The 22,240-nt window shown below is 51.1% G+C and carries 17 protein-coding genes; 7 read left to right on the forward strand and 10 right to left on the reverse strand.

Going from position 1 to position 22,240, the window contains the following annotated elements:
- Window positions 1–104: 104 nt before the first annotated feature.
- The gene (locus MKY86_RS12950) at window positions 105–986 is read right to left on the reverse strand and encodes a LysR family transcriptional regulator (RefSeq protein WP_076077671.1); all 882 of its coding nucleotides are present in this window, start codon (window positions 984–986) and stop codon (window positions 105–107) included.
- Between the two features lie 98 nt (window positions 987–1,084).
- Between MKY86_RS12950 and MKY86_RS12955 the strand changes: the two genes are divergently transcribed.
- The 5 genes from MKY86_RS12955 (at window position 1,085) to MKY86_RS12975 (ending at window position 6,158) form a co-directional block, all read left to right on the forward strand.
- Entirely contained in the window at window positions 1,085–2,944 is a 1,860-nt protein-coding gene (locus MKY86_RS12955) for an FAD-dependent oxidoreductase (RefSeq protein ID WP_076077673.1), read from the forward strand.
- A gap of 79 nt (window positions 2,945–3,023) precedes the next feature.
- Window positions 3,024–4,133 (forward strand): metallophosphoesterase, encoded by a 1,110-nt coding sequence (locus MKY86_RS12960; protein WP_076077676.1) that lies wholly within the window; start codon window positions 3,024–3,026, stop codon window positions 4,131–4,133.
- Between the two features lie 145 nt (window positions 4,134–4,278).
- On the forward strand, window positions 4,279–4,665 hold the full coding sequence (locus MKY86_RS12965) for a GntR family transcriptional regulator (protein ID WP_076077678.1): 387 nt from the start codon (window positions 4,279–4,281) through the stop codon (window positions 4,663–4,665).
- Complete coding sequence (locus MKY86_RS12970; RefSeq protein WP_076077681.1) at window positions 4,655–5,518, forward strand: ABC transporter ATP-binding protein; 864 nt, start codon at window positions 4,655–4,657, stop codon at window positions 5,516–5,518. The genes MKY86_RS12965 and MKY86_RS12970 overlap by 11 nt, the downstream gene beginning before the upstream one ends.
- Before the next feature lies 1 nt (window position 5,519).
- Complete coding sequence (locus tag MKY86_RS12975) at window positions 5,520–6,158, forward strand: ABC-2 transporter permease (protein ID WP_076077684.1); 639 nt, start codon at window positions 5,520–5,522, stop codon at window positions 6,156–6,158.
- A gap of 34 nt (window positions 6,159–6,192) precedes the next feature.
- Here the strand turns inward: MKY86_RS12975 and MKY86_RS12980 are convergent, their stop codons facing one another.
- Window positions 6,193–7,551 carry a cryptochrome/photolyase family protein gene (locus MKY86_RS12980; protein ID WP_076077686.1) on the reverse strand — a complete coding sequence of 453 codons (1,359 nt, stop codon included), beginning with the start codon at window positions 7,549–7,551 and terminating at the stop codon, window positions 6,193–6,195.
- A gap of 104 nt (window positions 7,552–7,655) precedes the next feature.
- Window positions 7,656–7,829 carry a hypothetical protein gene (locus MKY86_RS12985; RefSeq protein ID WP_340826956.1) on the reverse strand — a complete coding sequence of 58 codons (174 nt, stop codon included), beginning with the start codon at window positions 7,827–7,829 and terminating at the stop codon, window positions 7,656–7,658.
- Window positions 7,830–7,985: 156 nt separating this feature from the next.
- Between MKY86_RS12985 and MKY86_RS12990 the strand changes: the two genes are divergently transcribed.
- Window positions 7,986–9,908 (forward strand): serine hydrolase domain-containing protein, encoded by a 1,923-nt coding sequence (locus MKY86_RS12990; protein ID WP_340826957.1) that lies wholly within the window; start codon window positions 7,986–7,988, stop codon window positions 9,906–9,908.
- 845 nt (window positions 9,909–10,753) lie between these two features.
- Here the strand turns inward: MKY86_RS12990 and MKY86_RS12995 are convergent.
- A complete protein-coding gene (locus MKY86_RS12995) occupies window positions 10,754–13,042 on the reverse strand; it encodes a preprotein translocase subunit SecA (RefSeq protein ID WP_076077692.1) in 2,289 nt (762 codons plus the stop codon).
- A 160-nt stretch (window positions 13,043–13,202) separates the two neighbouring features.
- Entirely contained in the window at window positions 13,203–13,976 is a 774-nt protein-coding gene (locus MKY86_RS13000; protein WP_076077695.1) for an SDR family NAD(P)-dependent oxidoreductase, read from the reverse strand.
- A gap of 127 nt (window positions 13,977–14,103) precedes the next feature.
- Here MKY86_RS13000 and MKY86_RS13005 point away from each other — a divergent pair, with 127 nt between their 5' ends.
- A complete protein-coding gene (locus MKY86_RS13005; RefSeq protein ID WP_076077698.1) occupies window positions 14,104–14,940 on the forward strand; it encodes a helix-turn-helix transcriptional regulator in 837 nt (278 codons plus the stop codon).
- Window positions 14,941–15,012: 72 nt separating this feature from the next.
- Here the strand turns inward: MKY86_RS13005 and MKY86_RS13010 are convergent, their stop codons facing one another.
- The 5 genes from MKY86_RS13010 to MKY86_RS13030 all read right to left on the reverse strand — a co-directional run bounded on the left by MKY86_RS13010 (window position 15,013) and on the right by MKY86_RS13030 (window position 22,151).
- Window positions 15,013–15,936 (reverse strand): carbohydrate ABC transporter permease, encoded by a 924-nt coding sequence (locus MKY86_RS13010; RefSeq protein WP_036729010.1) that lies wholly within the window; start codon window positions 15,934–15,936, stop codon window positions 15,013–15,015.
- A gap of 17 nt (window positions 15,937–15,953) precedes the next feature.
- Complete coding sequence (locus MKY86_RS13015) at window positions 15,954–16,916, reverse strand: ABC transporter permease (RefSeq protein WP_051493410.1); 963 nt, start codon at window positions 16,914–16,916, stop codon at window positions 15,954–15,956.
- Window positions 16,917–17,034: 118 nt separating this feature from the next.
- Complete coding sequence (locus tag MKY86_RS13020) at window positions 17,035–18,717, reverse strand: ABC transporter substrate-binding protein (protein ID WP_076077701.1); 1,683 nt, start codon at window positions 18,715–18,717, stop codon at window positions 17,035–17,037.
- Between the two features lie 119 nt (window positions 18,718–18,836).
- Window positions 18,837–20,579: a histidine kinase gene (locus MKY86_RS13025; protein ID WP_083684786.1), complete on the reverse strand. Its 1,743-nt coding sequence runs from the start codon at window positions 20,577–20,579 to the stop codon at window positions 18,837–18,839.
- An 18-nt stretch (window positions 20,580–20,597) separates the two neighbouring features.
- Window positions 20,598–22,151: a response regulator transcription factor gene (locus MKY86_RS13030; RefSeq protein WP_340827808.1), complete on the reverse strand. Its 1,554-nt coding sequence runs from the start codon at window positions 22,149–22,151 to the stop codon at window positions 20,598–20,600.
- Window positions 22,152–22,240: the final 89 nt, after the last annotated feature.

Below are 22,240 nucleotides of genomic sequence, written 5' to 3' on the forward strand. Positions count from 1 at the left end.
GAATTGTTTGTATGGCGACCGCGCGTTTAGAATGTAATCATGCCTTGGCGCCTTAGGTACACTTTATTTATGAAGGAGAATGTGAAATTAGTTACAATGAAATTTCAGGATGATGATTGAATTACATAGTCAATAAATGCCGTGATGCTGTCTGTATTCTGTTTATTCTTGGGATTCACCATGGCAAACGAGCTAAGAACCGGATCGGCCAGCGGCACGATGCTAAGCTTGGGATGATCCACATAACGGGCAACCTGATTCATCAGCAGGGTTACACCGAGATTCTCGGCGACGAGCTCCATAATGGTCTCAATCCGACTGTTGGTGAAGAGTACCTCAGGCGTGAAGCCGGCCTTGCGGCACTCTTCCATACAGGTAGTATATATACCCGAAGTCGAGTTAAGCAGAATGAACTTGTCGGTCTGCACCCGGGCCAGCTCCACGGAGGCTTGATCTGCCAGGGGATGATCCTTGGAGACCACCAGCACTAAGAAATCATCCACCAGCGGATGAATCTCGGAGAGCCCCTCGGGAATATAGTTAGTGCGCATGAACGCTACATCCACCTCGCCATTGCGAAGCATGGATACAATGATATCATTTTCTTTTTCAATCAGATGCAATTTGATATGCGGATACATTCCTGTAAACCCGGCTATGATTGAAGTCATGCCATATTGTGACATCACGGGAATGGTTGCAATGGATATATGGCCTGTTTCGAGCAGCTCATGCTTCTTCATGTTCGACATCATCTCATTGTAATTGGCCAGAATCTTCTCGGCATATAATACGAACTCTTTTCCGGCAGGCGTCAGGCTGATCGTCCGTGTCCTTCGGTCGAACAGCAGGGTGTTCAGCTCGCCCTCCAGGGATTTGATCTGTTTGGATATCGCGGATTGGGTGATGCACAGCTCATCCGCTGCGCTAGAGAAGCTCAGATATTTACGAATTGTCAAAAAATATTGAAGCTGTGCAATAGTCATGGGTGATCATCCTATCTAAAGGTATTGTGGGTTCTGAAGTAGAGTGGCGTATCGCGACCTTTATATATTAACAAAAATGGTTCCAAGAAGGAGTACAAATGAGGAAAAAGAATGTAAAGAAGATGCTGTCGGTTATGCTGTTGGTGTCATTGGTGATCTTATCTGTGGCAGGATGTTCAGGTACAAAAAATGAAGATAGTTCTAAAGATGCCGGGGGTATCACCTATAAGGCCGGAACCTATACAGGATCTGCGGACGGGAAAAACGGTGCGGTGCAGGTGGAAGTTACCTTCTCGGAGCATGCCATCGACGCTGTGAAGGTAGTAAATTTCAAGGAGACCGAAGGGGTCAGTGACGCATCCGTTACCAAGATTCCGAAGGCTATTGTCGATAACCAGTCCTTGAAGATTGATGCCGTCTCCGGGGCAACCGTCACTAGTGATGCGATCCTGGCCGCCGTCGCCGATTGCGTAACCCAAGCCGGTGTAGATCCGCTGGTTCTGAACAATGATGTGAAGACAGTGGAATCGACCGAGGTAGAGGACTTAACGACAGATGTAGTCGTCATCGGCGGCGGAGCGGCAGGCATGTCCGCTTCCCTGCGTGCAGATGAGCTTGGACTGAAAACCATCCTGCTGGAGAAAATGACTTACATCGGCGGTGCCATCTCGATTAGCGGCGGCAATCAGGTGGTTGGACTCTCCAAGCTTCAGCAAGAAGCTGGAGTTACCGACGACAGTGCCGACAGCATCGTGACGGATTTCCTTGCCAACGGGGGCAATAAGAACGTTGCCGAGTTATTGAAGCTGTTCGCAGCCAACGTCGGGCAGACTACAGACTGGCTGAATCAATATGTGGGGATTAAATACGATATGGCAGGCGGATTGCATAAGCTGGCAGAGTACAGTCATGACCGGGAGCTTGCCTACGATCAGGGCGGACCCGGATTCGCCAAGCAGGCCCGCCAGAAGGTCGAAGAGTCGGGTGTGGAGCTGCACCTGGAGACCAGAGCAGAGAAGCTGTTTACAGATGATAGCGGGGCTGTTACAGGTGTCGTTGCCAAAGACGGCACCGGGAAGACCTACAATATTACAGCTAAGGCAGTGATTATGGCTACCGGAGGTTATGGTAATAATAAAGACCTGCTCTCCGATCAGTTAAAGACCGCTCTATACTATGGTCCGACCTCCTCGACTGGAGACGGAATTGTAATGGCCAAGGGTGACGGCATCGATGCCGCAACCCGCCTGATGGAGTACGGGAAACGTTACCCCAATGGAGTTGAGGTATCCGAGGGAATTGCGAAATCTACCATTGTCGGCAATATCGCTGCATTCAAAAAGAGCGGAATTCTGGTGAATAGTGCCGGAGATAGAGTAGTGAATGAGAAGTCCAGTAATCGCAGCATTCTGGAAGTGGAACTTACGCAACAGAATCAGATGCTATACTTGCTAATGGATCAGGCAACCTTCTATGTGTTCAAGACCAGTCTGGGTGAAGCAGGAATCTCACAGGGTGATATTGAGACATGGCTGAAGAACAATGGTTCATCTAAGCCGTATTTCTTCCATGCCGAGATGGCTGAAGCGCTGGCAACGGCTGCCGGAATGGATGCTGGTGCGCTGCAGAACACCATTAACCGCTATAACGGCTTCGTTAAGGCCGGCAAGGATGAGGACTTCGGGCGTTCAGCGGATTACATGAAGGAAGCCATTGGATCAGGCCCTTACTATCTGGTAGAGCAGAAACCGCGTTTCGCTACAACCATGGGGGGACTGGTTGTGAACGCGGACTTTGAAGTCCTGAACACGAGCAGCCAGATTATCTCCGGACTCTATGCAGCAGGCGAGGTTGTTGGCGGTGTCATGGGAGATGACTCCCCCTCTGGCGCCAATAATGCCTGGGCATTGACCTCCGGGAAGCTGTCAGCAGAGGCAGTGGTGGATAAGCTTAAATAAGCCCGGCTGTCCCTATAGTGGAAAAGACCAAGGTGCCATGAGATAATATGTTATCCGAAAATTAGATAAGGTGGTTAACATGTTTATCATCATTGGGCTAGTATTCATTGCTTTATACGCGTTAATTGTCTTCTATATTGGCTGGAGCGGCTGGGGCTGGATCAAGCCGGTCGTCTCCGGACGGTTCCGGCTGTTCTACATCATTGCGCTGATCTTCCTGGCCAGCTCGCTGATCCTCTCCAGAGTGGTGGCGGGTTCGGCAATTCTAAGCGTTATAGGCAGCTACTGGCTGGCGATATTCAGTCTGCTGCTCATGCTGCTGCCGCTCGTGCATCTTATGGTCTGGCTTACAAGGCTGAGTAGGCTGCCGCGCCGCGCGGTTCAGAAGTGGTCCGGTATCCTGACGCTGTTGGCGCTGGTGAGCCTGCTCGGGTATGGAAGCTATAATGCATACAGCCCGGTTGTGCGTTCCTATGAGGTACAGATTGACAAGCCGGGTCCGGCCGGCGGTAAGCTTCACATCGTGATGGCTTCGGATATGCACTTCGGTTATTTATCCGGCAAACGCCATGCGGAGCGGATGGTGCAGGAGATTAACGCCTTGCACCCCGATCTGATACTGCTCCCGGGCGATATCGTGGATGATGATGTCAGGCCGTATAAGGAGAAGGGACTCGGCGCTGTGCTGGCGAAGCTTGAAGCTCCGCTCGGAGTGTATGCTTCCCTGGGGAATCATGACCGGTTCAAGGGCGGGACGGAGGAGATCATCAGCCTGCTGAAGGAGAGCGGGATGCAGGTGCTCTATGATGAAGACGTCGAGGTCGGCGGCTGGCTGACGCTGATTGGACGGAAGGACTACAGCGATAAGGAGCGGGCCAAGCTGGCTGATCTGACCAAGGACATAGATCATTCCAAGCCGGTGTTCATGCTGGAGCATCAGCCGGTGGAGTTCGGGATTGCGCAGGAGCAGGGCGTTGATCTGATGGTCTCCGGCCATACCCACCGCGGGCAGATCGCGCCGGCCAATCTGATCACCTCCAGAGTGTTCGAGAATGACTGGGGCTATCTGCAGAAGGGGCAGCTTCATACCATCGTGTCTTCAGGCTATGGCTTCTGGGGTCCGCCGATCCGCATCGGGTCGCGCTCGGAGGTAGTGTCCATTCATGTTCATTTCTCGAATGCACAATAAGTAATGTGGAAGGGCTGACCTCAAGCTGGGGTTGGCCCTTTTTTGTATGTCTTAAGTGTGGTTATTTAGCAGGTTTACAAAAAATAAGAAATCAGTTATATTGTACTGGTACAATAAGTACACTGTTCGCGCAAGGAGGCAGCGTGTGGAGATCATCATCAGTAGTAACAGGAACAAGCCCATTTATGAGCAGATCACCTCGCAGATCAAAGGCAAGATTATGAGCGGAGAGCTTCAGGCAGGAGATCCCATTCCTTCGATGCGCGCCTTAGCCAAATCCATTCAAGTCAGTGTCATCACCGTACAGAAGGCGTATGAGGATTTACAGCGCGATGGCTTCATCGAGACTACCGTTGGAAAGGGCAGCTTCGTTTCCGCCGTGAGCCAGGCGCTGTTTCAGGAAGAGCAGCAGAAGCAAGTGGAGGAGCATCTCATCGCAGCAGCCGAGCTCGCCCGTGCGGGCGGAATCAAACTGGAAAAGATGGTAGAGATGCTGACTATCTATTATAAGGAGGGTAATCATGAATCTTAGTTTGGAAATCACCGGACTGACCAAGTCCTATGCCGACTCCGGCTTTATGCTGGACAATGTATCATTAGCAATTCCCAGCGGAACCATTATGGGGTTCGTGGGTGAGAATGGAGCAGGGAAGACGACAACAATCAAGTCCATTCTGAACACGGTTCAGATCGACAGCGGTACAATCCGGCTGCTGGGCAAGGAGATGAAGGATGAAGACATCGCCTTGCGCGAAGACATCGGCGTTGTTTTGGACTCGGCCAATTTTCCGGCGGTGCTGACCCCGGTGAAGCTGGGGAAGGTCATGCGTGGTATCTATAAGCAGTGGGATCAGGAGGTCTATGTGAAGCTCACGGAGAAGTTCGGCCTGCCTATGGACCGCAGGATCAGCGGGTTCTCGCGGGGCATGACGATGAAGCTTGCCATAGCCGCCGCCATGTCGCATCATCCCAAGCTGCTGATTCTCGATGAGGCTACCTCGGGACTCGACCCCATTACCAGAGAGGAGATTCTGGAGGTATTCCTGGAGTTCGTTGAGGACGAGCATCACGCCATACTGATGTCTTCTCATATCACAAGCGATCTGGAGAAGATCGCCGATTATATCACCTTTATTCATCAAGGGAAGATCATTCTGACTGCGATGAAAGATGAGCTGATCTATGACTACGGCGTGGCCCGCTGCACCAGCGACCAGTTCCGGCGTATTGCTGAAGGTGACAGGCTGGCTTACCGGGTGAAGGAGCATCAGACCGATGTGCTGGTGAAGGACAGAAGAGGCTTCGGGCAACAATACAGCGGGATTACGGTGGATCAGGTATCCATTGATGAGATTCTGCTGCTGCTCGTAAAGGGGGAGAAATAATATGCGCGGACTGCTGTTAAATAATTATTACTCACTGCAAAATAACATCAAATCTTCCCTCGGCATTGCGCTGCTTCTGTCGCTGGTTTCCTTTGCCGGGGTGGATCACAGCATACTGAATGCAGTCATCGCGGCGCAGATTTGGATTTTTGTGTTGAGCATCGGGGCCTCCCTGCAGATGGATGAGGCTTCTAAATGGAACCGGTTTGAACTCACCATGCCGATCAGAAGGAGAACGGTCATCCATGCGAAGTACATGTCCTTCCTGATGTTAATCCTCATGGGCACCGCTGTAAGTCTGGTTACTCTGGCATTAACCTATGTAAGCAAGGGAGACATAGCACATTTGAACCTGTCCACTGGGTATACCTTCGGTTTATCTTTATCTATCTCCACCCTGGCGATCTATTATCCGGTCATTCTTAAATTCGGTGTGGAAAAAAGCGAGCAGATGGTGTCGATATCGGCAGGGCTATCGGTGGGCCTTCGTTTCCTGGTGTGGATGCTGCTGAACCTGTATATGGACGATGTGAACTATAATGGTCCTGAGACCGGGTATGCCACCCTGCTCCTTGCTGTTCTCCTGTTCGCGGTGTCCTATCTGATTTCCGTGCGGATTCATCGGAATAAAGAATTCTGATGATCACCGGAATCCGATTGCGATTGGGAGACTATCAGCCTTGCCGGCTCCGCATGATCTCCTTGTAGACTTCGATGGCGTATGCCCGGGACCGCTTCAGATCCACAATGGCATCTTCGGCGGGCAGGTGAATGTCCTTATCAGACCAGTCCGCGCGTTCCGGCAGCCAGGTACGGATATAGCTGCCGCCCGGATCATGGGTCTGGGATTGGGTGACCGGATTCATCACCCGGAAATAGGGAGAGGCATCGAAGCCGAGCGAAGAGCTCCACAGCCAGCCGCCACGGTTCTGGGCGTTGTCGTAATCGCTTAGCTTCAGCCGGAAATAACGCTCGCCATAGATGAAGGGACAGCCCAGATTCTTCGTCAGGAACATGGCCGTTATCATCCGCAGCCGGTTAGGCATCCAGCCGGTTGCGTTCAACTGGCGCATAGCTGCATCGATGACCGGAATGCCGGTCCTGCCCTGAGCCCAGGCCTCGAAGTGCTGGGTCCCCAGCACAGAGAGATCATATACATTCTCATAATTGAAGAAATCCCGGTCCAGCCGTGCTTGACCCAGATAGAAATCCCTCCAGGCTAACTGTCTCAGCCAATCTTCGCCGATATCCTCTTCTTCAGTAAGTCTGCTATATAGTGTCCGTGCCGAGATCGCTCCCGTATTCAAATGCCTGCTGATCCGGCTGGTGCGTTCATGTGCGTAATGATCCCGGTTGATCTTGTAATCCTGCAGGTCTGCGTGAAGGAAACTCTCGAGCACATGATCCGGGTTCATCTGCTCTGCAGCGGGAGCCAGCACTGTAAGCTCCCGGGCAATCTCTTCGGGAAGCTGGAAGGCCTCTGCGAGCTGCGGGTGAAGAGCAACGGTTCGCAGACTACTTAGCCCGGCAGCGTACGGCGGCTGGAACCGCTGCGCGAGAAAAGTACGCCAGCGGCGGTAGAAGGGAGTAAACACCTTGAACGGCTCACTCCGGCCGCACCAGTCCATGAATGCTTCCAGATCACAGAGCATGCTGTCATGCCGGGCATGGAACCGGAGGTTCAGCGCATAGGCGGTATCCTGCAGAAGCCGGTCTCTGGTGAGCGCATAAGGGGTATAATCCGCATGGATGCTGACTTCCTGGATAGGATGTACCCCGGCCAGACGCTGTAAGACCGCCTCCGGCTCTCCATATAGGAGATGTAGCAGCTTACCTTGTTTCGCATATTCCTGCTGAAGACGGGCAACATGCTGAAGGAAATTCTGTCCGCTATGCTCCAGATAACGCTTATTCCGGAGTAGGAACGGCTCCAGTATTAATACATGCAGCGAGTCTTCCTGCGCCGAAGCGATGGCATCGAAGGCCGGCAGATCACAAGTCCGCAGGTCCTTGCGGTGTATGAATAGAATCATAGATGTAGTTCCTTTCCGATGCAGGTGTGGTCTGTTAAATTCTAAACGGTATGGCTGGCAGATACAACTGGGTTAACCCCTGCATAGGGTGAAGGTTCATGGGATCAACTATTCCAAAATAAGGGATCTGCCACTTCTGTGTTGAGGGCACCCAATTGAAATATACCGGCTCCATATTCGGCGTTCTGCAGTTCTTCACGTATAGAACTGACAGTTAAGCGGGCTGGTGCGTACAATGCTTCATTTATATAAGCTAATGTGGTATAAAATTTATTCATAAGCTGGCCCTTCTTCCATGAAGATAATCATGTTGCTTCTCCTAAAGATACTATCAGTGAAATCGGCCGAAAGGAAATTTTCCGGTAATCGGCGAGGTTATTTGTTAGAATTAGGAAGGCTGCAGGATTTTACTCGACTAAAGGAGAGGTTTTATTTTGAAAAGAGGATTCACACTAGTGCTCTCGGTGCTATTGCTGCTATCGGGCGGTATTACAGCATTTGCCGCAGAGCAAGGCAGCGTAGGAGCAGGGGGAGCTACCCCATCCGGCATTCCGCTGACCGGGCTGGAAGCTTTTGTAGACGATTATGTAAAAGAATACATAGGAACGCAGACCGTAGGCGCTTCCGTTGTGATGGTTAAGGATGGACAGGTCGTGCTGTCCAAGGGGTACGGCTACGCCGACGTGGAACAGCAGATCCCCGTTTCCCCGGATACGGTCATGGAATGGGGCTCTATCAGCAAGCTCGCCGTATGGACATCCGTAATGCAGCTGGCTGAGCAGGGCAAACTGGATCTGAATGAAGATATCCGTAAGCTTTTGCCGGAGCATTTCCTGACCAAGCTGGAGTATGACGAGCCGATCACCATGCTGCATCTGATGAACCACAATGCCGGATTTGAAGAGTATATGTTCGATATGGCTTACCAGTCGCCTGAGGAAGTGCGGTCACTGGAAGAAGGTCTGAAGCTGGCTCAGCCGGCACAGATCTACAGACCGGGAGAGGTAGTCGCCTATTCGAACTACGGCAACTCACTGGCCGCTTACATTGTAGAGAGAATCAGCGGACAGCCTTATCATGAATACATCCAGCAGCATATTTTTGAGCCGCTGGGCATGAAGCATTCAATGTCGTATTCTGTGGTGCAGGACCGCCCGGAGCTGCTGAAGCACAAGGCCAAAGGGTATTTTTTCGCCGGACAAGGCTCCTTCAAGCAAGGTCCATGGAATTATATGTCTATGTACCCTAACGGCGGCAATAACGGGACTGCGGAGGATCTCGCCAAATTTGCCATGGCCCTCATGCCCGCAGCCGGAGAGCAATCTCCGCTGTTTCAGAAGTCAGGTACGCTGGCTACGATGCTGACCCGGAGTCATTCCGCTGAGGGAGGCATGCCGGGCATCGCCCACGGGTTCTGGGAGTATCCCGGGGCACACCGGACGCTGGGACATGGCGGGAACACGATTGCTTTTGCCACCAATCTTATGCTTGTGCCTGAAGACCGGTTTGCAGTTGTCGTCATGACGAATCAGGCGGGCGAATCCCATATTGTTCATGGTCTGACCAAAGCAGTTGTGGGACAACGAGCGCAGACGGAGGCAGCGGTTCTGCCAGACGTGTCAGAGGTGGAAGGCCGATTCGTCGCGGCGCGCCGTCCCGGCCTTGGCTTCATGAAGCTGTTCCCATATCTGACGATGATGAAGCTTGAGCCTCAGGGAGCAGATCAGCTTCAGGTGTCACTTGCCGGGATGAGCGGAAGCTATCAGCAGGTTCAGCCGTACCTCTATGAGAAGACGGGCGGGGATTCAGGACTGGATGCCTGGCCGATGCTGTATGCCACAATGAAGGACGGGAAGGTAGAGGCTATCTCGGTGTACACCTCCGATTATCTGCCGCTGCCCCCGGGCCGGTCCATGCCTGTATTGCTGACCAGTGCAGCACTTGCGGGACTGGTGATTGTCTATTTCGTAGTTGCTCCGTTTGTCTGGCTGGTACAGATGCTTCTGGGCAAAAGGAGAGCACATCGTAACCGTCCTGCACCCCGATCCGCCAACCGGAAGCTGACGGCCGGACTGACCTTAACCGGTACCGGTCTGGTGGTGAACAATCTGGTGCTGGCCTTACGGATGCTTAGCAACAATGAACGTGCCTATGCGGAGGTGTATCCGCAGATTATAGTGAATATTGCGCTAACCGGACTGGCTGCACTGCTTATCGCTGCGCTGTTTATAACCAAGATGAAGCAGCTGTCGCCGCCGCTTGCTTCAACGGCCCGTAATCCTTGGTCCGTCATCGTGCCTATGGTGATGATGGCAATTCTGCTGGCCCAGCTTGTATTCTGGGAGTTCTACAGTTAAGTAGCATTCAAGTAGGTGATTGTATTTCCTGCAATAGAAAATGGATTACTGACCGTAAAATGAGATTCTATTGTATTGTATACAGTAGAATCTTGTGTTTTGGGTGAAAACAGGCCTTTGTTCAACATTCAATTGTACGGAATACATTAGATTCTATTTCGAAGCCTTTTTTACAGCAATCCATTGTACAAAATGCAATTACTATCGCTCCAGCGCCTAAAGCATCCGAATGACTGCTGTGAAAATGAGAAGCTGGCTCGTTAAGGTCCAGTAATGATCATATTCACAATATTAAATCTGATGTTGCACTAGTAGAGCATCAGTCTTTAAATTGTGGTTGGGCATGATGAGGACTGAAGGATTAAATGAGTGAATTCATTGGGACAAATTGTATGCGAAAATAAGTCGGGTGCATCAGTCGCATCCCGACTTTTATTTTCGTATTAAACCGAACTTAATAGTTTAGGTGGTTTCCTCTTACTGATCCAATCCATATATTTAACTCTGACGCTCTACTAGCAGGAAATAGATGGAATTTATCCATTTACTGGAGCCCTGCGACGACAACAATTGGAAAAAAGGCACTTAATTCGTCTCCAAGAACGTCTAATAGCGAAAATGGATAGTAGCAGCTGCTGTTTATCCACTTATTTTCCTGAATTCAACAAACAGGTGAAAATTAAGATACGTTTTTCCACTTGTTTTAAATCCCACCCACAGGTGCGGCGATTATCTGCTCGTAGGGTATCGACAGAATACCTTTCATTCTCTGTACTAACTTCAAACGGCTAGGCCATCCTCCTAAGGACGGCCTAGCCGTTTCCACTTCTGCAATAAGAGCCATATTAGTATTTCGGCTGCTTAATGAAGGGGGATAATAGCTTTTGTGCAATTGGACGAAGCCAAAAAGCCACAATAGTCGTTCCCGTCCATGAGCTGCGCTTATTCTGGAGATATTGATCGTTGATTATATAGGTCCGGGTTGAAGCAGGGCTCCTAAGTCCCAGCCGTTCCCATTCAGCCGGATCATTAGACCCGCCGAGCCTGACCAGCATAGTCTCTGCCGCACGTTCGATCTTACCCGGGATCTGATCGAATGCTCCGGTAATCTGCGTATGAAATTCATCGATCGGGCTGCGGCTGGCGATGCTCTCCAGGTGAATGCCTTCGCGGAGATAGGAGACGAAGGCCAGATGGTCAGCCCAGCATTCATCGATATAGAACAGCCGAACCCGCTGTTCCGCAGGGCTTATCGGTTGCTCGCCCAGCAGGATGCTAAGGCGTTCCGCATATAGAATCCGCCGCTGGTCCTCGATCATATCCGAATAACGGTTCAGCTCATTATGGATTTCGAAATTCTGGCTCATTACAATTTGCTGAATACTTGCGATCTTCCGGCCAAGCGAAGGCTCTTCAATAGCTTCCTGCTGTCTGAGTGCATGGGCTGGGGTAGGGGAACTGAAGCGGCGCATCAGGTCGTCTTCCAGACTGACATAGAAGACTGAAGCCCCCGGGTCGCCCTGGCGGCCGGACCGCCCGCGAAGCTGGTTGTCAATCCGCACGCTTTCGTTCACATGGGTGCCAATGACATATAACCCGCCGAGCCGGGCGACAGCGTCTGCCTGTACCGGATCACCGCCGCCGAGCCGGATATCGACACCGCGTCCCGCCATATTCGTTGAGACCGTTACGGCGCCCAGTTCTCCTGCTCTGGCGATAATATCAGCTTCCTCAGCATCATTCTTCGCATTCAGCACCTGAGCGGGAACCCCGGCAGCCGCAAGCTCCACAGCCAGCATGTCCGATTCCTCAACGCTTGCGGTCCCGATCAGAATGGGGCGGCCCTCCCTGTGAATAGAGGAGATGTCCTGCACGAGCGCCTGATATTTGGCTTCCTTATGCGTGTAGATCCGGTGCGGGTGATCGGTCCGGACGCTCAGCCGGTTCGGCGGAATCTGTACCACCTGCAGAGCATAGATATCCTTGAATTCCATAGCGGAGGCGTAGGCTGTAGCTGTCATTCCGCAGATTTCCGGATATAGGCTAATGAAGTGCTGAATGGTGATCGTACCGAGAATTTTCCCGCCAGCAGTCCATTTCAGTCCTTCTTTGGCAGTCAAAGCTGCTTGTAGTCCGTCCGGTAAATACCGGTTCTCGGCCACTCGTCCGGTATACTCTTCAATCAGCTCGATAGCACCGCCACGGACGATATAATCAATATCCTTCGTTAATAAGGTCTCCACATGCAGTGCACAATTCAGTGAGGTTAGCAGCTGACTATTCCGGCTATCATAGAGATTACCGCATCCCAGCAACTCTTCTACTTTGGCAGCACCAGCATCGTTCAGGTATACGTTCCGCTGGAATTCGTCATAATCGTAATGCTCTCCAGCCAGCAGCTGCCGGGCCAGTTCCGCGTATCGCATGCCGTCACTAAGGCTGACCTCAGATTCGCCGCTGATTACAAGCGGTACCCGTGCTTCATCAAGCAGCAAGGAATCAGCTTCGTCCACGATGACGTAGTGGAATGGGCGATGTACCGTAGCGGCTTCCGTAAGCGCAATAGTATCGCGCAAGTAGTCGAACCCTGCTTCTTTTGCCGTAACATAGGTGATATCGCTTCTGTAGGCAGCACGTTTCTCAGACAGGCTCATACCCGCTTGAACCGAATCCACCGTTAGTCCCAGGAAGCGGTAGACGGGACCCATCCACTGCGCATCCCGCCGGGCCAAATAATCATTGAAGGTCAGCACATGCACGCCTTTGCCGGTCAGCGCATTCAGATAGGCCGGCATTACGGCTGAGAGGGTTTTGCCCTCACCGGTATGCTGTTCGATCAGCATACGCTGGTGTAGTGCGATAGCGGCCATAATCTGGACATGATAGGGCTGTAATCCGAGTGTTCTGTTAGCAGCCTCACAGACTAACGCATAGGCATCCACCAGCAGCTCGTCCAGGGCTACGCCTGACCGGGCGGCTTGTTGAAGACGGAGGGACTCTGCTTGAAGCTCTGCATCAGCCCAGGCTGTCAAATTCCGTGTGCGGATAAGCTCCGCTGTAACCTCATAGTTCTTTAGCAGTTGCCGGTTATCATGGTCTCTGAAATTCTGCAACCATTTAACAGCTATATTCATAGTAATGTCCTCTCCCCGCTCTCCCGACTACTAACATGAACGTCTTCGGGCTACTTTACCTGTATATTATAATTCATTCATGTTTCAGTTTACCAATGTATGGATTATAAGCTCCAGAGACAAGAGTTAGCCGGATAGAAAAGGGGAGGGTAAGCGGCCTTTAGGCACTCAGTCCGCCGTCTACCGGCAGGATGACCCCGGTCACGAAGGAGGCTTGATCACTAAGTAACCAGGCCGCAGCCTGTGCGACTTCTATGGGTTCAGCCGGACGCCGGAGGGGCGTCTTGGCACTGATTTGCTCGATAATCTCAGGATTGATGGAGACCCATTGTTGAATCATATCTGTCATAGTTGTGCCGGGGGCGATGGCATTGACCCGAATGCCCGCCGGTCCGTATTCGATGGCAGCTGTTTGCGTGAGGCTGTTAACTCCGCGTTTGGAGGCGCCGTAGGCACCCAAGCCGGGATTACCCTTTAAGCTGCCGACACTGCTGGTATTGACAATTGCCCCTGATCCGGAGGTCTGCAACATTGCCGTAATCTGGGCCTTCATGCACAGCCAGACTCCTTTATAGTTTACAGACTGAATCAGGTCGAAATCCTCTTCTTTCTCATCGACCAAAGAGGATATGGTGACTCCGATACCAGCGTTGTTGAAAGCGGCGTTAAGCCGTCCATACCGCCTTACTGTGGCGTTGACCGCTTCCCCAGCGCCGCCCGCGTCTGCCAGATCGGCTGTGAAATATTCCGCCTGTCCTCCGGTTGCCGTAATCTCATCTTTGAGTGAACGCAGCTCAGATTCTGTCCTTGAGACGAGCATCACCGAGGCGCCCTGCATGGCAAACCACTTTGCTGCCGCAGCCCCGATCCCCCGTCCGGCACCCATAATCATTACCACCTTGTCCTTCAATAATTGTCCCGAATGATTTGTCATGTTGATTCTCCTTTTCCTTAGGCATATTGATATCCTTGATCACTTTGAGTATACTTTGGCTATTGTTTTGGGAGGAGAGCCTTCTTTATGGTAGGCTTACGAGTGACAGGATAAGGGGGCTTCTTAGTTGAATGATAGTGAACGCCGTTTAGCTTTGGGGAATTTTCTGCGAAAGTTAAGAACCTCGATCTCGCCGCATGATGTCGGACTGTCAGCCGGCAGCCGCCGCCGGACACAAGGTTTACGCCGCGAAGAAGTTGCTCAACTCGCCAGTATAGGTCTTTCATGGTATACGCGGCTTGAGCAGGGACGTAATATCAGTCCTTCAGTGGGTGTGCTGGAGAGTCTGGCTTCGGCCCTTAAGCTAACCCCCAATGAGCGCCGGCATCTTTTTCTACTGTCAGGAGAGTCACTACCGCCTCAACTGGCTGCTACTGAAGAGAAGATCAGTCCGTCTGTCCAGATGATGCTGGACGAATTCAATCCGAATCCTGCTTATGTAATAGGGAGGAGGTGTGATTTTCTGGCCTGGAATACTGCGGCGGAAGCCGTATTTTCGATTAGCCGGCCGTCACCTCCGCATGATCACAATCTGATGTGGCGCCAGTTCACCGACCCTGTCTGGAGGGAGGGTTCAGAGGATTGGCATGATGTCTCCCAGAGAATTGTAGCCGAGTTCCAGACATCGAGAGCCCGTTATCTGGAGGATGTTTCATTTAGCAATTTAATTCATGATCTTAAGAGTGTGAGCGCTGAGTTCACAAGGATGTGGCAGCATCATGATGCGCCCAGCAGCCTTGACGGTTATAAGAAGCTGTATCACCCTGAGCTTGGAGTACTGGAGTTTGAACATATTACCCTCCAGTTCCCTAATGATCCAGATCAGCGGATTATGCTCTATTTGCCGGATACGGCTACGAAATCCCGTTTGGAGCAGGAGTTGACGGCAAGCAAAAGAAATTAAAAAACAAGCGATCTTCAGACAAGGCGCATGGCCTTCCGAAGATCGCTTGTTTATGTGCACAGCTTTTTACAATTAGCCTTTAACCCCGCCGACAACCATCCCTTTGACGAAATACTTCTGCAGGAACGGATAGACGATGATAATCGGCACACTGGCCACAATGGTCATCGTAGCACGGATAGAGGTCGGTGTAACAGTCGCTTTGTTGCCCTGCGCGTTCGCAAAGGCATCGGCTGCCGAGGAACTGGACATCGCAGTGTTGGATGTTGACAGCATCTTCATCAGCTCGTATTGCAGCGTACTCAGGCTTGGCGTTGAGGAGTTGTACAGGAAGACGTCAAACCAGGAATTCCACTGATAGACCGCTACGAACAGGGAGACGGTAGCCAGCGCCGGAACGGTCAGCGGAAGCACAATGCGCGAGAAGGTGATGAAGTCGCCTGCGCCGTCGATTTTGGCCGATTCCATCAATCCCTCAGGCAGTGCCTCAATGAAGGAGCGGATGACGATCATATTAAATACGCCGATGATGCCCGGAATGATATAGACCCAGAAGCTGTTCAGCATGTTCAGCTCTTTGATCAGCAGGTAGCCTGGAATCAGACCGCCGCTGAAGTACATGGTGAAAATAAACGTGACGGACACAAACTTCTTCAGCTTATATTCCGGACGGCTTACCGTATAGGCCAGCATCGCTGTACAGAATACGGAGACCACAGTGCCGATTACCGTCCGTGCTGCAGAGACAAACGTTGAAAAGAAGATGTTGGATTCACTGAATACATACTCGAAGTTGCGCAGCGTCCATTCACGAGGCCAGATATAAATATCCCCGCGGACAGAGTCATTCGCTTCATTGAACGATAGAGCAAACATATTCAGGAACGGATAGAGGGTAACAATGACCAAGAGAATCATGAAGATCGTATTGCATATATCGAAGATTCGGTCACCCAACGAAGAATTCCGGTATGAATTGGTTTTGGATTTAGCCATTACTTGTGTCCTCCTTTCTAGTACAATCTGCTTTCGCCCATACGCTTGGCGATATTATTGGCTGCGATCAAGAAGATGAAGCTGACCAGCGTCTTAAACATACCTGCTGCGGTGGCTAGCCCGAAGTTATTCATCTGCATCCCGTACTTCAGTACGAAGATATCCAGATTCTCCGAATAGTCGAGGTTCATCCCGTTACCTAACAGGTACTGCGCCTCGAAGCCGGACTCCAGAATATGGCCCAGATTCATAATCAGAATCAGTACGATAACCGGCTTAATACCCGGCAGGGTAATATAGAACATTCTTTGTAGACGGGATGCCCCGTCAATCTCAGCCGCTTCATATTGAGAAGGGTCGATGGAGGTGATGGCTGCCAGATAGATGATAGTATTCCAGCCGACATTCTTCCAGACTTCCGTAACCCCGAGTATTCCCCAGAAATACTTGCCTTCGCCCAGCCACAGAATTGGATGATCAATAAGCTGCGCTTTGACCAGCAGCACATTGATGATCCCTTCCGGTGCCAGTGCCATTTGTACAATATTGGCCGCTACGACCCAGGAAATGAAGTAAGGCAGGTAACTGATTGTCTGCACGGTGCGTTTGAAGAATACATTGCGCAGCTCATTCAGCAGCAGGGCCAGAACAATAGCCGTTACAAAACCTAGTACCAGGTTAATAGAGCTCATAACCAGAGTATTACGAAGAACGCGATAGAATTGCTGTTCCTGGAACAGGAATTTGAAGTTGTCCCAGCCGACCCACTTCTGGTCGAACAGATCCTTGGCTGGCTTGAATTTCTGAAAAGCAATGGTCCATCCCCATAGCGGGAGGTATTTGAATATAATCACCCATAACAGAAAGGGCAATGACATCAGCATCAGCATTTTTTGTTTAGATAGCTCTTTAAAAAAGGTTTTGAAGCGCGAAGTACCGGTATTATTCGATTTTGCCAACTGCACAGCGGTTTTTCCCACCTGTACCGTCCCCTTTCCAAGCTCCATATTCTCTCTTTGCTAACAAGTGTAGAAGGGAAAAGTGAAGGCTGTGCTTCACTTTTCCCGGTTTATCATGCTGCATCTGGGAAGCGGACGCTTACCATTTGCCGTCGATGCGGTCCTTGATCTTGTTAGTCATGAATTCTTCGTAGCCCTTAGCATCGAGCTTGTTGTATTCGGCCAGGTATTCACTCCAGACCTTTTCAAATTGGCCAGGGGCAGCAAGCACCATACGAGGATAGTACTTCTGCTGCAAATCGCCGGCTCTCTGGCTGAAGAGCTGCTCAGGGGAGCCCGGTTCTTTCTCAATACTCCAGGCAGGATACCATGGACGCTCTACCGGCTCGGCATAGAAGTCGGAGAAGGTCTTCAGGTTGTATTTCTCCAGCAGTGTTTTGTCGCCATCTGTGTAGTTGATCGCTGCAACTTCCGGCTGGTTGAACGGAACGTGGGCGTTGCCGTCATCATACACGGAATTGTCGCCATAACGCGGCCATTCATAATCGAAATATGCGAAGCCGAATTTACGTTTGAAATCATTGTCGTTGCGGTTTGTCAGCTGTTCTTCGCTCATCACCATACGGCCTTCAGCGTTCTTCGTGTAAGTTTCGCCTTCAATGCCCCACTCGACAAGCTTCTGGTTCTCATCGGTCAGCAGGTTGTCAAAATACTTGATGATGCGGACCGGATCCTTCGCGCTGACAGAGATACCCAGCCCGCGGTTGTTCACGAAGGACGGAGGATCAACATAAGCATCTTTAATGCCTTCGTCAAATACGATCGGAAGGGCAACGTAACGCAGATCGTCATTACCGGCGGATCTCAGATTGTTCGTGGCGTCGTTAATCTGCCAGGAATAGTTGACATATCCGAGTACACGGCCGGAGGTCAGCTTCGCCAGATACTGGTCTTTGTTCGCTGTGAACGTCTCAGGGTCAACCAGACCCTTGCCGTTCATTTCGTTCAATTTGGCCAGCCAGCGCTTCTCATCTTCGGTTCCCTGATACAGCTTGGCTTCATGAGACTCCATGTCCACCAGGACGCCGCCTTCATTCGGATAACCGGCCAGATGCATGGGCTGGTTGGTGATGGTGAAGAATTCACCGGCTGTACCGGCGAAAGTAGCGAAGCCGATGGTGTCTTTACCATCCACCTTAGGGTACTTGGCCTGGTATTTCTCAATCAAGTCAAAGTACTGGTCAAGCGTCTTCACTTCCGGGTAACCGAATTCCTTAAGGACGCGTCTCTGCATCCAGAAGGTGCTGCTTGGATCTGGCGGCGATAAGTATCCGTTTACATTTGCAGTGAAGGGAAGGATATAGATATTGCCTTCTTCATCCTTGATCTTGTTCATGTAGTCGCCATAGACACGCTTGATGTTAGGGCTATATTTCTCAATCAGATCATTAAGCGGAATGTATGCACCGGCATCGAGCAGCTTGGCCAGCTCGCCGACTGGAGAGATGACATCAGGATAGTCGCCGCCGGCAATCATAACACCGGACTTGGTGCTTCCATCGCCAACTACGTATTCCATTTTCCAGTCTACACCTGTCTGTTCCTGAAGCTTCTTACCGATGGTGGTATCACTGGCCATGGTATCCTTGTTGGCCCCGAAGCCGAAGTAAGTGAATGTTACCGGTTCTGTGCTGACTTCGCTGTTTTCTCCGCCGGACGCGCTGTTCTTTTCCCCTGAGTTGCCGTTGGAGCAGCCAACTACGAGGAGTGCGGAAGCCATAACAACAGCCAGTCCGGTTTGCAACCATTTCTTTGTACGCATTTCATATCCCCTTTCTTTTCTTTGTGCTATTGAACATCCTCATTATAAAAGAAAGCGTTTAACTTTGTTACAGGGCAAACCTTAGATCAGTCTTTGAATAATTAAGGTATACCCTATATTTATTTATTCTCCAGGGGCAGACGCAGCAAAATGCGGGTTCCCGCTCCGGGCTCGCTCGTGATGGAGAAGGTGAACGATTCCCCGTAGGTGATTCTCAGTCTGGTGATTACATTCTTCATCCCGATCGAATCACCCATCGCGGACGCATCCTCCAGGTAATGCATAAGCTCACTGATTTTTGCCTGGTCCATGCCTACGCCGTTATCTGCAATGACGAAGACAATCTGCCCGTTCTCCTGGGCGATCTGAATGTTGATATACCCGATGCCGGCTATATTCTCAATCCCGTGAATACTGGCGTTCTCCACATACGGAAGGAAGGCCATCTTCGGAATTTCAATGTCCAGCAGTGACTGGTCCACCTCGATGTGATATTCAAGCTTGTTGTCGAAGCGGTATTTCTGAATCTCCAGGAAGCTCTCGATTAACTCAAGCTCCTCGCGGATCGTAACAAAGCTGCTCTTCCACATGATTGATTTGCGGAAAATCTTCGCCATGTTCTGAATCGTCCGGGCCGTCTGAGTCTCGCCCTTCATCATACTGCGCATCCGGATCGTCTCCAGCGCATTGAACAGGAAGTGAGGGTTGATCTGGCTGTGCAGCGCATGCAGCTGAGCCTGCCGTTGCCGCAGCTCAAGCTCCTTCTTCTGTATTTCTGCAACATATACATCATTGATCAGGTTCTCAATGCGTTTACTCATCCGGTTGAACTCGACGGTAAGCTCGCCAATCTCATCCCGCTCCAGGTGGTAGGGGATCAGTCCGAAGTTTTTGTCTTTTACAGACTTCATATGCCTTAGAATGTTCTTAATACGCGTGTGAATAGAACGGGACATAATCATAATTACGATGGTAGGAACCAGGAAGTTAATACCGGCAAACCAGAGGATAAATTGCCCGGATTGTCTGACGTCAGACAAAATAAGGGTCTCATCCAGGACGCCGTAAATCGACCAGCCGCTTAGATAGCGGTTATTCTGGTAAGTTTTGTCGATTACAATGGCCTGCTTGGGCTTGGGAATCTCAGTTGGGGTCAGGGTGTGCGCCGCAGTAATCAGCCCGCTGGGCTGACCGCTGGAGAGACGACCGAAGCGGGCCTGGCCCGACGGGTCGAGAATATAGAAATCACCGCTGAAGCTGGAAAGATCCAGAATCTGCCGGATATAGTTCATGTTCAGGTCGATTTTTAGCACATGCTCGTAGGTCTCCAGCCTGCGGTCGGTAAGGCGCTGGATCACGCTGATGCTGTCGGGCGTTACATAGAGATGAGGGTGGGTGTTACTGAACTGGCTGATCTGCTTATACCAGTCCTGCTGGCGCATACTGTCCTCCAGCTTAATGATATGGGCTGAGGCCAGAACGGTTGGATTGTCGGTCATAATCACCGAGGAGCTCAGCACCTTGTTCTCTTTGTCAGTCCGGTTGAACAGATTCGATATGGCGTTCAGCGACTCCACATAGCGGTCCGTTGAAGCATAAGTGGTATTCAGATGCTGGATCAGCTGCCGGTCAATGGAGTAGAGGTAGGATATGCCTGCTGCATCTTCAATTACGGTCCGCAGCTCAGCCTGCAGCAGATTCATCGCCTGCTCGGCATCTGCGGTCTTCTGATTCTTGATATTGGCGGTGGTCACCTGATAGAACATTACATTGGTCAGGATGATCGGAATGAACACGCATACAATGTAGATGACAATCAGCTTGCTTCTAAGCTTCATATGATTCAGACGGAAGTTGAACACGGCAGGGAGCCTCCTTATTTACTGCCCAATCATCATATTGCGATAATCAGTCGGCGTCATATTCTCAAGCTTTTCAAACTGGGTGGCAAAATAATCCGCATTCTGGAAGCCGACCAGCTCCGCGATTTCGTACATCCGTTTCTTGGTCTGCCGCAGCAGGCGCTTGGCCTCCTCAATCCGCAGGGTCAGCAGGTATTCATTGAAATACACGCCGTAGGTTTTGCGGAATAACTGTCCAAGATAGACCGGGTTCATATCGAAATCGGCGGCAATGCCCTTGAGGTAGATATTTTCACGGTAATGCCCGTCGATGTATTTTTTGATTTTTTCAATATTGCCTTCGCTCTTGCCGCCGCGCTTCTCTGCGATATACTCTGCGGCTTCGGCGATAAACTGCTGGAATACCTGCTTCAGCTGGCTCAGATTGCGGTATTTCAGCGGCCAGTTGAGCAGCTCAGTCATCCATTGCAGCGTGTTCTCGTCACCTTCGAGCTGGCGGATAATATTAATGATGGCAATCATGCTGCGCCGGATCGTGTTCGTCACCGCCCCGGGGGCGAAGTGGCGCTCCTGGAACATGGTGAAAATAGCATCCACAGTTGAGCTGTAACCCTTGTTGTCATTGGCTTCGACCTCGTAAATCAGCTTGCTGTGCAATCCTTCATCGATATCGAAATAGTATAAGGGCAGCTCCAGCAGCTCGTCCGCCATATAAATGCCCTCGAAGCCGGCGGCAAAACGGTACTGGAGGCATTGCTCCGCACTGGCCCCGGAGGCTACAATCTGATTGAGATGGCTTACCTTCCTGCCAACGAACAAAGCGATGCTTGTTCCAAGCTCCCGCTCCAGTGTATCCAGCATCGTACGGTAGCCTCCCCACGGGGAAGGATGGGGTTCATCCATCCACTGGCCGGGCAAGATCATCCCGTATTGATTGTTCGGGCGTACATGAAGAAGCAGAGTCTGAGCCTCTTGGCGGAAATAACGCAGCAGAGAGTTCTTCAGGGCAGGCAGATAATCGACTTCTCCGGCAGGAAGCTGATCCTGCATTTCTGCGATGAGGTACGTATAGGAAGAGGTGAGAGGCAGCTCCAGTGCATAGGCGATCCGTCCCATGACCTGATCATCAGGCTGCGTCTGCAGCAGGCTTTCGATGACCGTCTCGACCAAGGGCTTCTCCCGGGTGATGGAGAGGAGCTGCTTTTTGTTCAGCATATGGGCGATTTTGCCAAGCGCAACCGTAAGCTCCTGTTCGTCAACCGGCTTGAGGATATAATCCGACACATTGTACCGGAAGGCTTGCTGGGCATAGGAGAAGTCGGCATATCCGCTCAAAATAATAAAAATCGGCTCCTGCACAAGCTCCGTCTTCACTTTCTTGATCAGTCCCAGCCCGTCCAGCACGGGCATACGGATATCGGCAATCACCAGCTCCGGGTTCAATTGTTCAATCAGGGTAAGCGCTTGCTCCCCGTTCTCGGCTTCACCGCAAATTTCGAATTGCGGCGAGCATTCGCTCAGAATCCGGATCAAGCCCTTACGCACAAAAACTTCATCATCTACAATCAGCACCTTATACAATGGACTTCCTCCTTGGGGTTATTCTGGATTGCTTAGTCTTGTTCCATCCTCGGTCAGGTCGCAGTGTGATCATTATAAGC

It is taken from the genome of Paenibacillus sp. FSL R7-0333, from assembly GCF_038000365.1.
In the GTDB taxonomy this organism is placed as follows: Bacteria; Bacillota; Bacilli; order Paenibacillales; family Paenibacillaceae; genus Paenibacillus_AQ; species Paenibacillus_AQ silagei.